Source organism: Massilia aquatica (genome assembly GCF_011682045.1).
GTDB lineage: Bacteria > Pseudomonadota > Gammaproteobacteria > Burkholderiales > Burkholderiaceae_D > Telluria_A > Telluria_A aquatica.
Genome location: NZ_VVIW01000002.1, coordinates 586121 through 600409, shown reverse-complemented (window position 1 = coordinate 600409; position 14289 = coordinate 586121). Strand labels below are relative to the sequence as shown.

Below are 14289 nucleotides of genomic sequence, written 5' to 3'. Positions count from 1 at the left end.
GCGCCCGGTCTACAATGGTGTTTTACCAATCTGTACGCAGGAGGATTTCATGACCGACCCCGTCCACATCGTTTGCCCGCATTGCGAAGCGGTCAACCGGCTCGCCCAGGAGCGCCTGAAAGACACGCCGGTGTGCGGCAAATGCGCCAAGGAGCTGTTTGCCGGCGCGCCGCTCGACGTCAACACGGCGCGCTTCAACAAGCACATCGAGCGCAACGATATTCCGGTGCTGGTCGACTTCTGGGCCGAATGGTGCGGGCCGTGCAAGCAGATGGCGCCGGCCTATCTGCAGGCGGCCAGGCGGCTGGAGCCACGCGTGCGCCTGCTCAAGGTCGATACCGAGCATCTGCAGGACCTGGCGGCGCGCTACAACATCCGCAGCATTCCCACGCTGGCGCTGTTTCGCAACGGGCGCGAGGTGGCGCGCCAGCCGGGCGCGATGGATGTCAACGGCATCGTTTCCTGGGTGGACGCTCTGATGCGGCACGCATGATATGCATGCGAAAGTTGCAGGCGGCGCGCAGCGGGACTGCTACAATCGAAGCATATTGTTAAAGGAGCATCACCTATGAACCAAGACGTAACGATTACTTCCGACCTGGAAGAACACAAGAACATGGTGCGCATCCTGTACATCGTACATGCGCTGGCGCTGGTTTTCTCACTGGGCTTGCTGGCTATACTGCCCGTGATCGTGAACTACATCAAGCGTCCCGAGACCCAGGGAACCTTCCTCTACAGCCATCATAGCTGGATGATCCGTTCGTTCTGGTGGTTCGCCTTGTGGATGGCGATCGCCTTCTTCTTCATCTTTACCTTGTGGTGGCTGTTAGGTCTTGGCCTCGTCATCGGCTATATCGTCGGTGGACTGGCATGGATCTGGAAGGCGTACCGCCTGCTGAAAGGCTTTTTCGACCTGGAGAAGAACCTGGCGATGCCGGCCTGACGCCGGCGCGGGACTGGCGCCCTACAGGCGCGCCAGTCCCTGTTCCAGGTCTGCGATCAGGTCATCGGCCTCTTCCAGCCCGATATTGAAGCGCACCAGCACCCCCGCATCGGTCCACCCCTTGCGCATCGTCCGCATCCGGTACGGCATGACCAGGCTGTTCGCCCCGCCCCAGCTGTAGCCGATGCCGAACAAGGCCAGGCTGTCGACGAAACGGTCGGTCTGCGCCTCGCTGTAGCCCGCATCGAACACCACCGAAAACAAACCGCCCGCCCCTGTAAAATCGCGCTTCCAGTGTTCGTGGCCCGGGCAATCGGCAAACGCCGGATGCAGCACCCGCGCGATTTCCGGGCGCCCCTTGAGCCATGCCGCCACTTTGCGCGCCGCCGCGTCGTGCGCGTCGAAGCGCAACCGCATGGTCGGCAGTGAGCGCAGCACCAGATAGGCGTCGTCCGCGCTCACGCCCATGCCGAGCCGCATATGCGCCATGGCCAGCCGGTCGTTCAGCGCCCGCTCGCGCGTGATCACGGCCCCCATCAGCACATCCGAGCCGCCCGACTGGTACTTGGTCAGCGCCTGCATGATGATGTCCACGCCCAGCTCAAAGCCGCGCAGCGCCAGCCCGGCCGACCAGGTGTTATCGAGCGCCACCAGCGCGCCGGCGGCATGCGCCGCCTTGCAGATGCTTGGTAAATCCGGCACTTCCATCGACACCGACCCCGGCGCCTCGGTCCAGACCAGCTTTGTATTGGGCTGCATCAGTTGCGCGATGCCGGCCCCGATCATCGGGTCATAGTAGCGCGCGGTGACGCCGAAGTCCTCGCTCAGCCAGCGCCCCAGTTCGCGGTTCGGGTTGTACACATTATCGGGCAGCAGCACGTCGTCGCCGCTCTTGAGCAGCGCAAAATCGACCATGGCGATCGCCGCCAGCCCGCTCGGCGCCAGCAGGCAGAATTGGCCGTCTTCGATGGCGGCCAGGCGCGCTTCCAGGGTGAAGGTGGTGGGCGTGCCGTGCAGGCCGTAGGTATAGGCGCTCTTGTCTTTCCAGTCGCCCGAGCGCATGGCCGCGACATCCTTGAACAGGACGGTCGAAGCGTGATGGATTGGGGTGGGAAACGCCGCGAAGCCGGCGGGGGGCTCGTAGGCGTCGTGAATGAGGCGGGTCTGCGGGGAAGTTGTCATCGGCTGGCGGCCTGGCGGTGGCGGCGCGGCCACTTACTGCGGCCGTGCCAGCCGTGGTGGACTAGACGACCGAAGCCCAGAGATCGTGGGCGTCGGCGGCGGTGATGGTGACCTCGGCAAATTCGCCGACGGTGAGCTTCTTGCCCGGCACCAGCGAACGCTTGATGTGGACCACGCCGTCGATTTCGGGGGCGTCGGCCCACGAGCGGCCGATGGCCTCCTTGCCGCCGACTTCATCGACCAGCACGCGCATGGTTTTTCCGACCTTGGCTTGCAGGCGCTTGGCCGAGATTTCTTCTTGCAGCAGCATGACGCGGCCACGGCGTTCTTCGCGCACTTCTTCCGGCACGGGATTATCGAGCAGGTTGGCGGTCGCGCCTTCCACCGGCGAATACGCAAAGCAGCCGAGGCGGTCGATCTGGGCTTCCTTGAGGAAGTCCAGCAGGTATTCGAATTCGGCTTCGGTCTCGCCCGGGAAGCCGGCGATGAAAGTCGAACGGATGGTCAGGTCCGGGTTCATGGCGCGCCAGGCCTGGATGCGGTCGAGGTTCTTTTCGCCGCTGGCCGGGCGCTTCATGCGCTTGAGCACGTCGGGATGGGCGTGCTGCATCGGAATGTCGAGGTAAGGCAGGACATTGCCGCCGCTCATCATCGGGATGATCTGGTCGACGTGCGGGTACGGGTACACATAGTGCAGGCGCACCCAGGCGCCGAACTGCGCGGCCAGTTGGCCGAGCGCTTCGACCAGTTGCGTCATGTGGGTCTTGACCGGGCGGCCGTTCCAGAAACCGGAGCGGAACTTGACATCGACGCCGTAGGCGCTGGTGTCTTGCGAGATGACCAGCAATTCCTTGACGCCGGCCTTGAACAGGTTTTCGGCTTCCATCATCAGGTCGGCGATCGGGCGCGACACGAGGTCGCCGCGCATCGACGGGATGATGCAGAAGCTGCAACGGTGGTTGCAGCCTTCGGAAATCTTGAGGTAAGCGTAATGTTTCGGGGTCAGCTTGATGCCTTGCGACGGCACCAGGTCGAAAAACGGCTCGTGCGGCTTGGGCAGGTGCAGGTGGACCGAGTCCATGACTTCGCCGAGGGCGTGGGGACCGGTCACGGCCAGCACTTTCGGGTGCACCTTCATGATGATGTCGTCGCCGGCAGCATCTTTTTTGGCGCCGAGGCAGCCGGTGACGATGACGCGGCCGTTTTCGGCCAGCGCTTCGCCGATGGCGTCGAGCGATTCCTGCACGGCGGCGTCGATGAAGCCGCATGTGTTGACGATGACCAGATCGGCGCCTTCGTACGACTTGGCGGTCTCGTAGCCTTCGGCGCGCAGCTGGGTCAGGATCTGTTCGGAATCGACCAGCGCCTTGGGGCAACCGAGCGAGACAAAGCCGACTTTAGGAGCGGCACCAGGAAGGGGAATACGACGAAGTTCGGACATGTTGGAGGCACAAAAAGGCAGGGTAATCTGCGATTATACCTGTTTGGGAGGGGGAGTTGGTGGTTTAGGGCAGCCCGGCGTTTCCCTGCCGCTACGTTTCGATCAGCCCACGCAGTCATTCCCACCGCTTGCTTCGTCGTCCCCGCGAAGGCGGGGATCCATAGCACCGTTGAGCAAAGGTGCTATGGATCCCCGCCGAGGGCCGCCTTCGCGGGGACGACGGAGGTCTTCTTACTTCTTCTCCACCGGCGGAAACGGAAACGCCGCGCCAAAAATGCTCTTGCTCTGGTTCTGCATCTGTTCCTGCATTTGCACGAACAGGTTTTTGCTCTGGTCGATGTAGTTGTTCATCATCCCCTGCATCATCGGCCCCTGCACATTCATGAACTGGGTCCACATTTCAGGGCTGAACGGCTTGCCTTCAAACGTCCCGGTCTGGCCGGTGGTGAACTTGTTCTGGATATCCGTGAAGGCCTGGACATTTTTCTCTAGGTAGGAGCCCATCATCCCCTGCATGGCATGGCCGTAATAGCGAATGATCTGCGACAACACACCGCTCGAAAACATCGGCGCGCCGTTGGCTTCTTCTTCCAGGATGATTTGCAGCAAGATGCTGCGGGTCAGGTCTTCGCTGCTCTTGGCATCGATAACCGTGAACTCGTCGGCGTCGAGCACGAGCTGCTTGACGTCGGTCAGGGTGATATACGAACTGGTCTGGGTATCGTACAGACGACGATTCGGGTACTTCTTGATCAGGCGTTCCGTACTCTTTTTTGCACTACTCATCTCAAGGTTCCACTTATTGCGCCGCAGCGCATGTTGACTGATCACGAAAAAAAAGCGGACTGAGGTCCGCTCCTGACACGCCTACTTTTTGCATTATAGAGTGGATATTCGCAAAAATACCACTTTACGCGGCAGCGTGCAGCAAATAGTGCGCCGCACCCAAACTGTAAGTACCGGGCAACGCCCGTTGCCCGGTACTATTGTTCGGCTCAGTCCGCGCGCACCTTCACGTAACGCCCCGGCGCTGGCTCGATCGGCTGGAAATCGGCATTCCCGAGTTGCTGAGGAGCACTAACATCCTTGCCACCGTTAGCGGCCAGAAACTTGGCCCATTCCGGCCACCAGCTGCCGACGTGCTCGGTGGCGCCGTCGAACCATTGCTCGGCTGGAGGAATCGCGACACTCGACTCAGGCTCCACCTCGACTTTGGCCTTGGCTTTGCCCTTGCCCTTGACCGGGGCGGCAGCCGGTGCCGGCGCAGGATCGTTGGTCCAATAGCTGCGCTTGTTCTTCGAGGCCGGATTGATCACCCCGGCAATGTGCCCGGACGCCCCCAGCACGAAGCGGTTGGCGCCTGCCTTGCCCGGATTGAGCAGATGCATCGACGCATAGCTGGCCTTCCACGGCACGATGTGGTCTTCGCGCGAGCCGTACACGAACACCGGCGCATCGATCGCGCCCAGGTTCACGGGCGAACCGGCCACGGTCAGCTTGCCCGGCTCCTTGAGGCTGTTTTCCAGGTAGGTATTGCGCAGATACCAGCAAAACATCGGACCCGGCAGGTTGGTGCTGTCCGAGTTCCAATACAGCAAGTCGAACGGCGGCGGTTCCTTGCCCTTCAGATAGTTCGACTGCACATAGTTCCACACCAGGTCGTTCGGACGCAGGGACGAAAACGTGGTCGCCAGGTCGCGCCCCGGCATCAGTCCGCCCTTGGCCAGGGCTTTTTCGCGCATCTTGACCTGGGTTTCGTCGATGAACACTTCCAGCACGCCGGTGTCGTTGAAATCGAGCAAGGTGGTGAGCAAGGTCAGGCTGGCGGCCGGCTGCTCGCCGCGCGCCGCCAATACCGCCAGCGCCGTGCTCATGATGGTGCCGCCGACGCAAAAGCCAAAGGCGTTCACTTTGTCGGACCCGGAAATGGCGCGCGTGACCGCGATCGCCTTGATCGCACCGGTCTCGACGTAGTCATCCCAGGTGGTGCCGCTCAGCGAGGCATCCGGATTGCGCCACGACACCAGGAACACGGTATTGCCCTGCTCTACCGCGTAGCGCACGACGGAGTTTTCGGGCTGCAAGTCGAGGATGTAGAACTTGTTGATGCAAGGCGGCATCATCAGCAGCGGCACCTGGCGCACGGTCGGCGTCGCCGGGCTGTACTGGATCAGCTGGAACAGATGGTTTTCGAACACCACCTGGCCGGGCGTGGTGGCGACATTGCGGCCGACTTCAAAGGCCGACTCGTCCGACAGCGAAATGCGCCCTTTCTGCATGTCGCTCAGCATGTTGGACATGCCGCGGGTTAAGCTCTCGCCCTTGGTTTCGATGAGTTTTTGCTGCGCTTCCGGATTGGTCGCCAAAAAGTTGGCCGGCGACATGGCGTCGACCATCTGCTGCACGGCGAAGCGGATCTTCTGGCGCTCGCGCGGGCCGGCCTCGACGGCGTTGGCCATGGCGGTCAGAAATTCCGCGTTTAACAGGTATGATGCGGCACTGAAGGCCGACATCGGGTTGGACAGCCATTCCGGCGCGGCAAAGCGGCGATCGGCCAAGGCCGGGGTTTTACCGGACAGGAATTCCTGCCACAATCCCGCTGCTTTTTGCAGATAGTCGTGGCGCAGCGTGTCGAGCGCCTGCTGCGGGATGGTGGCGCCGGCGTCCTTGAGCAGGCTGGCGACCGGGCTGGTGTCCAGCGGCGCCGGACGGAACAGGGCCTGCCATGCGGATGGATCGGTCATTTGCGCCATCCATGCGGAGGCCATCGCTTGCGGGTCGGGCATATTCATGTTTGCGTTCATTGTTTCAATCTTTTCCAAGGAAAGTTGTATGTGGCTTGTCGCTATTGCATGGATCTATGTGGTCGGACTGATGGCTGCTACGGAGATAATCGAGCACAGTATTGTCGCAGGCATTATGACCTTTTTGGGCTATTGTGTGTTTCCTTTGTCAATAGTCTGGTACATCGCCGGGTCCAAGATGCGGCGCATGAAGATCGCACAGAAAGAAGAAATGGCGCGCCGCCTACGCGCCGGGCAGCAGCCGCAGGGGCCGGCCGGCAGCGGCGAACGCGAACGTCATCGCTCGTCACGCGACAATGGCGGCAGCGATGACGATGGCGGCTACGACAGTAGCGACAGTGGCGACAGCGGCGGCGGAGACGGCGGCGGCTCCGGCGGCGACTGACGCCGCGCGGCTTATTTAATCCAGATCAGGCTGGCCTGGCGGCCGGTGACCTGGTCGCGGCGGTAGGAATAGAAGCGGCCGCGCTCGCTCGCAGTGCAATACGACCCGCCGGAAACACGGTGTACGCCATCGCGCGCCAGCACGATGCGCGCCAGCATATAAATATCAGCCAGAAACTTGCCCGGTCGCCCGGGAAACGCGGCAAACGCTTGCGCCATCGATGCCGCCTCTTCTTCTCCACGCGCCTGGGCGGCAAAGCTGTCGACCACATCGCTGCCGACTTCGAACTGGCTCGGCCCGATGGCCGGCCCCAGCCAGGCGCTGATCTCGCCGGCGCCAGCGGCGCGCATGGCCGCCACGGTCTCGCCCAGCACCCCGGCGGCCAGCCCGCGCCAGCCGGCATGCGCCGCGCCCACCACCTTGCCGTCGACTGAAGCGAACAGCACCGGCAGGCAATCGGCGGTCATGACCGCGCACACCACGCCGGGCGCGTGCGCGATGCTGGCGTCGCCCACCTGCACCGGCTGACCCGGCTGCACGCTGGCGGCGTCGACCACGGCAATGCCATGCACCTGCGAAATCCAGGCCGGCTCGCCCGGCAGCGAGCGGCGCAGGCGTTCACGGTTCAGGCCAACCAGCACCGGATCGTCGCCGACATGGTGGCCCAGGTTCAGCCCACCGCCGCCGGCGCCATCGTCATATTGGGCCGGACTGACGCCGCCGGCGCGGGTGGTAGCAAGCGCGCCCACGCCGGCCGGCATGTCCGGCCAGTCGGGTACGATGAAATGCACGCCGTGCATCAGACCTGCTCGGGCTCGGGAATGCCGGCGCGTTCGATCAGCTCGGCAAAATCGTCGGCCAGCGGCACGATCCATTCCATGTCCTCGCCCGTGGCCGGATGCACCAGCCCCAGGCGGCGCGCCTGCAGCGCCTGGCGCGGGAAGACCGGCGTCAGATGCTGCTTGCCGTACACGGCGTCGCCCACCAGCGCGAAGCCGATCGAGAGCATGTGCACGCGGATCTGGTGGGTACGGCCGGTCTCGAGCTGGCATTGAACCAGACTGACCGGACGACGGTCCAACATGCCGGTGGCGATGCGCTGGTAATGGGTAATTGCCGGCTTGGCCGAAAAATTGGTCGACACCGCCATCTTGACCCGGTCTTTCGGGTGGCGGCCCATTGACGCGTCGATGGTGCTGCTCAGTTGCGGCGTGCCCCAGACCAGCGCGAAGTACTCGCGCTTGACCGTGCGTGCCTGCAATTGGCGCACCAGGTCGGTTTGCGCCGCCAGGGTTTTGCCGATCACCATCAGGCCGCTGGTATCCTTGTCGAGCCGGTGCACGATGCCCGCGCGCGGCACGCCGGCCAGCTGCGGGCAATGGTGCAGCAGGCCGTTGAGCAAGGTGCCGGCCCAGTTGCCGGCGCCCGGATGCACGACCAGTCCGGCCGGTTTATTGATGACGATGATATGCTCATCCTCGAAAACGATGTTCAGTTCCATCGCTTCCGGCGTGTAGGCCTCGTCTTCCGGCGCGCTTTGTGGCAGGATGACGACCGCTTCGTCGCCATAGGCCGTATCTTTGCCGCGTGCGGGCTTGCCGTCGACCAGCACGTGGCCGGCTTCGAACCACAGTTGCAGGCGGCTGCGCGAAAATTGCGGAACCAGGCCGGCAATGACCTTGTCCAGACGGTGGCCGCAAGCGTCCGGCGTCAGTTCGAGGTGGATCGGAGAGAGGTCGATGCCGGGGGCGGCAGGAACGTATTCGTCGCCCGCCTCGTCGTCGAGGTCGATCTCCAGATCGGGGTCTAAGGGCAAATCCGCCGAATTCGGCGTTGGAGTTAATATCACAGCAGTCCCATCGGCTATAATCAGCCTTTCGTTGAATCTCAGTTAATACTCTCTTGCAAAAAGTTATGCAAAAAAAATTATCGCGTGTTGTTGCCAATACTGTTGCTACTACTCTTCTGCTCGGTTTGTCCGCATGCAGCTTGTTGCCGGAAAAAACCGACGAGACCAAAAACTGGCCGGTGACGAAATTATACGCTGAGGCACGCGAAGAAATGGCGGGTGGTCACTACGAGGCGGCAATCAAGCTGTTCGAGCGCCTCGAAACCAACTATCCGTTCGGCAATTATGCAGCGCAGGCGCAGATGGAAATTGCCTACGCCTACTACAAGAGCCAGGACCAGGCCCAGGCGCTGGCGGCGGTGGAGCGCTTCATCAAGCTGCACCCGAACCATCCCAACGTCGACTACATGTACTATCTGCGCGGGCTGATCAACTTCAACGACCAGATCGGCTTCCTCAGCTTCGTGTACGAGCAGGACCCGACCGAGCGCGACCCGAAAGCGACGCGCGAAGCGTTCGCCGCCTTCAAGGCCCTGGTCGACAAGTTCCCCGACAGCATTTATGCAGCCGATTCGATCGCCCGCATGAAATACCTGATCAACGCCATGGCGCAGTACGAAGTGCACGTTGCCAACTACTACCACGACCGTGGCGCCTACCTGGCGTCGCTGAACCGTGCGATGGCGGCGGTGGCCGACTACCAGGATGCGCCGGCACGGGAAGAAGCGCTGTTCCTGATGATGCGCAACTACGAAAAACTGGGCATGCCGCAGCTGCGCGACGACACCAAGCGCATTTTCGAGCGCAACTACCCGAACAGCAAGTATCTCGATCCGAACTCGGGCGAGGCGGCATGGTGGAAGTTCTGGGCCAAATCGAAGAGCCGGGCAAAATAAATCGCGCCATGGCAAACACATCAAAGACCGGGGAAACCCGGTTTTTTGTTGGCGCCGCGAGGTTTGGGCGTTGCCCACTATGCTTGGATCCGTCTCCCCCGCGCCGGCGGGGGAGACGGATCCAAGCATAGTGGGCACTATATAGGGCAATCAATCGCAGAATCAGGACGACACTACTCCTCAACCTTGCGCCGGAAAACCCAGGTGCGCTCGTCCGAATCCTTTTTGTCGAAAGCGTAGCCGTCCACCTTGAAGCTTTTTAACTTCTCGGCGTCCACAATGCCCTTGATCGCCGCATATCGGGCCATCAAGCCGCGCGCCCGTTTGGCGTAGAACGAAATGATCTTGTACTTGCCACCCTTCCAGTCCTCGAACACGGGCGTGATCACCGGCACGCTCAGGAGCTTGGGCTTGACCGACTTGAAGTATTCTTCCGACGCCAGGTTGACCAGCGCTTTCGCGCCATTGTCGGCAATCGCCGCGTTCAGCGCGCCGGTTACCGTCTCGCCCCAGAAGGCGTACAGGTCCTTGCCCGCGCCAGTGGCCAGCTTGGTGCCCATCTCAAGCCGGTGCGGGTGGATCAGGTCGAACGGACGCAGCACGCCGTACAGGCCGGATAAAATACGCACGCTGCGCTGCGCATGGTCGAGCTGGCCCGGTTTGAGCGAGCGGGCGTCGAAACCGGCGTAGACGTCGCCGTTGAAGGCCATGATGGCCTGGCGCGCATCCCTGGTGTCCGCGCTCCAGCTCGCATAGCGGCCGACGTTGAGCACGGCCAGCGCGTCGGAGATGTGCATCAGGCTGCCCAACTCGGCCGGCGAATAGTGGCGCAGTACGTCGATCAGCGCGCTGGACCGGTCGAGAAAATCGGGCGTGGTGTGAAGTGTGGTGGTCGGGGGGGTGTCCAGGTCCAGCGATTTGGCGGGCGACAAAACAATCAGCATAAGATTCAATCAACTTACTACGAATAAACAGACCAATATGATACCCGCTCCAGCCAAACGCATCGTGCTCGACACCAATGTCTGCCTCGACCTGTTCGTCTTCCACGATCCCCGCTGGGCCAGCCTGCTGGCCGCGATCGACAGCGGCGCGGTCGAGGTCGTCACGCGCGCGGATTGTCGCGAGGAATACCTGGTCGTGCTGCACTACAAGCACCTGCCGCTCGACGAGGCCAGCCGCCCGCTAGCAGCCGCCCGCTTCGACGCCCTCATCACCGTGCTCGCGCCCGACGCCAGGCCGGTGCGCCTGCCGGTGTGCACCGACCGCGACGACCAGAAATTCCTCGAACTGGCGCGCGACGCCGGCGCCGACATCCTCATCACCAAGGACAAGGCCCTGCTGAAACTCGCGCGCAAGACTGCGCAGGCCGGGATGTTCCGCATCATGCTGCCGGAAGCCTGGGTCAAGCTGACCGCTGCCGAAGCCGTCTGAACGGTGTGCCGATGCGCCCGTTTTGTACTGCGCACGATGCCAAAAAAATGATGCTTTTTGATAAGTTCATTGTATTGGCATAGCGCCGTTTCGCCAGCGGATTGGATTGACAACGCCGCTGGATCACACGCCCGCCGACGGGTTGTCGACAGTGTCATCGAGGAAATCCTCGGCCGCGAACAAGGTCCCATCCGCGCCTTGCCGCACCTCCATTGCAGGGCTGGAAATAATGGTGCGAACAAGACCGGGCGGGGATGTGTAGCGCATGAAGACCGCCGGGGAAGATGCGATTGGAAGCGAGACATGCAATTTGTCGGTCAGTCGTCCGATGCCGGTGCCGGCTGCCAGCACCACCGTGTCGGCGTCGATCGTGCCGCTGCCCGTCTCGATCCCCGTCACCCGCGCGCCCTCGACTGCAAGGCCGAGAACCGGCGTCTGCGTGAGTATCGTCGCCCCATGCTCCCTGGCGCCTGCGATCAATGCCTGCGTCGCCGCCACCGCATCGAGCGCGCCCTGCTCCGGCGCGTAGGCGGCCTGGCTGGGCGGGTTCCTGAGACACGGTTCCAGCCGGGTGATCCGGGACCGGTCCACCAGTACCGTGCCAGGCGGCATGGCTTCCCCTGCGTCGAGGCCATACGACAGGGCGCCCGTCCATTCTATCTTCAGTCCAGGCAGCTGCGTTTCCAGGCGGCGATACGCATGGATGGCGGCACCGCGCAATTGCGCAATGGGATCGGGACGCATGGCGGACGTATTCATCCATGCGAATGATCGCCCGGTCACGCCGGAGGCGATGGCGCCGGCCTCGACGACCGTGACTTGCGCGCCTTTGCGCGCCAGATGGTAGGCGAGCGATGCCCCGACGATGCCCGCGCCGACGATAACGATACGTTTCTGTTCATGGTGATTCATATAGCGGCCTCGATCCTCCTGTCAGTGTTCAATTCAGCGCGCCTGGCGCAGCGGAGGATTATCCGGAAACGCCACACGCGTCCACGTCGTTCCATCGAACCACGCCAGGTCCTTGAATCAGAACGACCACAGCACGCCATCATGCACGTCCAGCACGTTGGCATCGGCAATTTCCGGAACCAGGCCGGTGCGCAAGCGCTCGATGTGATCGCCGTTGACGGTGAACAGGCCGCTTTCCGAAGCGAGATGGACGGTATCGCCAAATACGGCGACGCTGGAAAAGATCTCGTCGACATCGCCAGCACCGACTGCGGCGAAGCCCTCTTTCCAATTGCCGTGCAGCAGGGTGCCGTGATAGCCGCATACCCACACCGCGTCCGCGCTGGCGCAGCAGATGGCGAGCAGTATGGCATCCGTATCGCACCGGACCGGACTCCAGAGCGTTCCGTCATGGTGAAAAATCCTGCCTGCATCGCCAACCGTGTAGATATCCGTCTCACTGATACCGTTGATATCGCTGAGCATCAGGGTGTCCGCGAACAAGTTGTCGATGTCGCTGAGATCGCCCGCGTGCAGCCGGGCCACCAAGGCATCGACGCTGCTGGACGACTGCAGCAAGCCCAGGTCGGCATGCACCCAGGTGTCATGCTCGCGGCGATACACCTGCCCCATGCCGCCGCACACGTACAGCTGCTGGCCGATTTCACGAATGGCGCTCACATAGCCGTACTTGTCCGCCTCGGGCGTGCTCAAGCCGGCGTCGGCAATCTGCTCGATGATCTCGCCGCCCATGTATTCAAGCCGGACCTGCCCTTCGCTGGACAGGGTGCAATACAGACGCCGCGGGCCGGTCCTGGCAACGCACACCGACACACCTTTCCAACCGGGCAAGTCGTGGTGAACCCATTGGTCCTGCGCTTGTCGATTGTCGAAGAACAGGACGCGGGAATACCGGTCTTCGGGGTCGAGACTGTCGAGCTCTGCGCACAGAAAAATATAGTCCTTCTCGATCACGCATCCGGTCATGAACGTGAGCGCTGCCTCGTATTTCTGCTTTTTCGCCATCCGTTTTCCTGTTTTTCTTTGCTAACCACCGGAATGAACCTTCCGCTCCGCCACCATACCAGCCCTCCGCTGGTTCCCCATCCGGCCGGCGGTGGGCAACGCGTGCCTGCGCTAGAATAGCTGTCCGCTTAACTTTCTGATCGCCCATGTCCACTCCCGTCCTGCACAGCCGCCTGCCCGCCGTCGGCACCACCGTTTTTTCGCTGATGTCGGCGCTGGCCAGCGAACATGGCGCGGTCAACCTGGGCCAGGGCTTTCCCGATTTTCCCTGCGAGCCGGCCCTGCTCGACCACGTGGACGCCGCCATGCGCGCCGGCCACAACCAGTATCCCATGATGACCGGCGTGCCCGCCCTGCGCGGCGCCATCGCGGCCAAGATCGCGGCCGTGTACGGCGCCCGGTACGACGCCGCCAGCGAGATCACCGTCACCGCCGGCGCCACCCAGGCCCTGACCACGGCCATCCTGTGCTGCGTGCATCCGGGCGATGAAGTGATCGTGATCGAACCGGCCTACGACAGCTATCTGCCGGCCATTACCCTGGCCGGCGGCGTGCCGGTGCTGGTGTCGATGCAGCTCGGCGAACAAGGCTACACCGTGCCGTGGGACCGGCTGGCCGCCGCCGTCACGCCGCGCACGCGCCTGATCGTCATCAACACCCCGCACAACCCCACCGGTTCGGTGCTGCGCGCGGCCGACATGCAGACGCTGGCCGACATCGTGCGCGGCAGCGACATGTTGATCCTGTCGGACGAGGTGTACGAGCACATGGTCTACGACGGCGCGCGCCACGAATCGGTGAGCCGCTATCCGGAGCTGGCCGAACGCAGCTTTGTCGTATCGAGCTTCGGCAAGACGTATCACGTCACCGGCTGGAAAATCGGCTACGTCGCCGCCCCTGCCAGCCTGATGGCGGAGTTCCGCAAGGTACACCAATATAATGTTTTCAGCGTGAACACGCCGATGCAGCATGGCCTGGCGGGCTACATGGCCGATCCGGCGCCCTACCTGGATTTGCCAGCGTTTTACCAGCGCAAGCGCGACCTGTTCCGCGATGGTTTGACAGGCTCGCGCTTTACCTTGCTGCCGGCCGATGGCACCTATTTCCAGTGCGTGCGCTACGACGCGATCTCGGCGCTGCCCGAGTCGGAATTCGCCCAGTGGCTGACCAAAGAGATCAAGGTCGCCGCCATTCCCGTGTCCGCGTTTTATAGCCAGGGCCAGGAGTCGGGCATTGTGCGCTTCTGCTTCGCCAAGACCGATGACACTTTGCGCCTGGCGCTGGAGCGCTTGAGCAAGTTGTGATTGAGCGGCGTTTCGAAATCACAGCCCAATTCGGGCGCCTCGAATTTCCGGGTCATCGCCGGTCGCTTGGC

At 62.5% G+C, this 14289-nt stretch carries 15 protein-coding genes; 6 read left to right on the top strand and 9 right to left on the bottom strand.

The features are described from left to right. Window positions 1-49 precede the first annotated feature (49 nt). On the top strand, window positions 50-493 hold the full coding sequence (trxC, locus tag F1609_RS05700; protein WP_167075509.1) for a thioredoxin TrxC: 444 nt from the start codon (window positions 50-52) through the stop codon (window positions 491-493). 75 nt (window positions 494-568) lie between these two features. After that, a complete protein-coding gene (locus tag F1609_RS05695) occupies window positions 569-946 on the top strand; it encodes a DUF4870 family protein (protein WP_167075508.1) in 378 nt (125 codons plus the stop codon). Window positions 947-967: 21 nt separating this feature from the next. Here the strand turns inward: F1609_RS05695 and F1609_RS05690 are convergent, their stop codons facing one another. The 4 genes from F1609_RS05690 to phaC form a co-directional block, all read right to left on the bottom strand. Further along, window positions 968-2128, bottom strand: a complete 1161-nt coding sequence (locus tag F1609_RS05690; RefSeq protein WP_167075507.1) for a cystathionine beta-lyase — start codon at window positions 2126-2128, stop codon at window positions 968-970. A 61-nt stretch (window positions 2129-2189) separates the two neighbouring features. Beyond that, window positions 2190-3569 (bottom strand): 30S ribosomal protein S12 methylthiotransferase RimO, encoded by a 1380-nt coding sequence (rimO, locus tag F1609_RS05685; protein ID WP_167075506.1) that lies wholly within the window; start codon window positions 3567-3569, stop codon window positions 2190-2192. Window positions 3570-3800: 231 nt separating this feature from the next. Further along, a complete protein-coding gene (gene phaR, locus F1609_RS05680) occupies window positions 3801-4355 on the bottom strand; it encodes a polyhydroxyalkanoate synthesis repressor PhaR (protein ID WP_167075505.1) in 555 nt (184 codons plus the stop codon). Between the two features lie 209 nt (window positions 4356-4564). Beyond that, complete coding sequence (gene phaC / locus F1609_RS05675; protein ID WP_229421656.1) at window positions 4565-6361, bottom strand: class I poly(R)-hydroxyalkanoic acid synthase; 1797 nt, start codon at window positions 6359-6361, stop codon at window positions 4565-4567. On the opposite strand from phaC, the gene F1609_RS05670 reads away from it, so the two are divergent. Beyond that, a complete protein-coding gene (locus F1609_RS05670; protein WP_167074589.1) occupies window positions 6360-6758 on the top strand; it encodes a hypothetical protein in 399 nt (132 codons plus the stop codon). The genes phaC and F1609_RS05670 overlap by 2 nt on opposite strands. An 11-nt stretch (window positions 6759-6769) precedes the next feature. On the opposite strand, the gene pgeF is transcribed toward F1609_RS05670, so the two are convergent. Both pgeF and F1609_RS05660 read right to left on the bottom strand, forming a co-directional pair. Further along, a complete protein-coding gene (gene pgeF / locus F1609_RS05665) occupies window positions 6770-7558 on the bottom strand; it encodes a peptidoglycan editing factor PgeF (RefSeq protein WP_187362924.1) in 789 nt (262 codons plus the stop codon). Continuing rightward, the gene (locus F1609_RS05660; RefSeq protein WP_167075504.1) at window positions 7558-8607 is read right to left on the bottom strand and encodes an RluA family pseudouridine synthase; all 1050 of its coding nucleotides are present in this window, start codon (window positions 8605-8607) and stop codon (window positions 7558-7560) included. Before F1609_RS05660 ends, pgeF begins: the two co-directional genes overlap by 1 nt. 65 nt (window positions 8608-8672) lie before the next feature. Between F1609_RS05660 and F1609_RS05655 the strand changes: the two genes are divergently transcribed. After that, a complete protein-coding gene (locus F1609_RS05655; RefSeq protein WP_167075503.1) occupies window positions 8673-9503 on the top strand; it encodes an outer membrane protein assembly factor BamD in 831 nt (276 codons plus the stop codon). 173 nt (window positions 9504-9676) lie between these two features. Here the strand turns inward: F1609_RS05655 and yaaA are convergent, their stop codons facing one another. Then, window positions 9677-10447: a peroxide stress protein YaaA gene (yaaA, locus tag F1609_RS05650; RefSeq protein WP_167075502.1), complete on the bottom strand. Its 771-nt coding sequence runs from the start codon at window positions 10445-10447 to the stop codon at window positions 9677-9679. 37 nt (window positions 10448-10484) lie between these two features. On the opposite strand from yaaA, the gene F1609_RS05645 reads away from it, so the two are divergent. Then, window positions 10485-10937, top strand: a complete 453-nt coding sequence (locus F1609_RS05645; protein ID WP_167075501.1) for a putative toxin-antitoxin system toxin component, PIN family — start codon at window positions 10485-10487, stop codon at window positions 10935-10937. 123 nt (window positions 10938-11060) lie between these two features. Here F1609_RS05645 and F1609_RS05640 read toward each other — a convergent pair whose 3' ends face one another. Beyond that, on the bottom strand, window positions 11061-11849 hold the full coding sequence (locus F1609_RS05640) for an NAD(P)/FAD-dependent oxidoreductase (RefSeq protein ID WP_167075500.1): 789 nt from the start codon (window positions 11847-11849) through the stop codon (window positions 11061-11063). Between the two features lie 117 nt (window positions 11850-11966). Continuing rightward, a complete protein-coding gene (locus F1609_RS05635; RefSeq protein WP_167075499.1) occupies window positions 11967-12914 on the bottom strand; it encodes a WD40/YVTN/BNR-like repeat-containing protein in 948 nt (315 codons plus the stop codon). A gap of 146 nt (window positions 12915-13060) precedes the next feature. On the opposite strand from F1609_RS05635, the gene F1609_RS05630 reads away from it, so the two are divergent. Beyond that, window positions 13061-14218, top strand: a complete 1158-nt coding sequence (locus tag F1609_RS05630; protein ID WP_167075498.1) for a pyridoxal phosphate-dependent aminotransferase — start codon at window positions 13061-13063, stop codon at window positions 14216-14218. Window positions 14219-14289 lie beyond the last annotated feature (71 nt).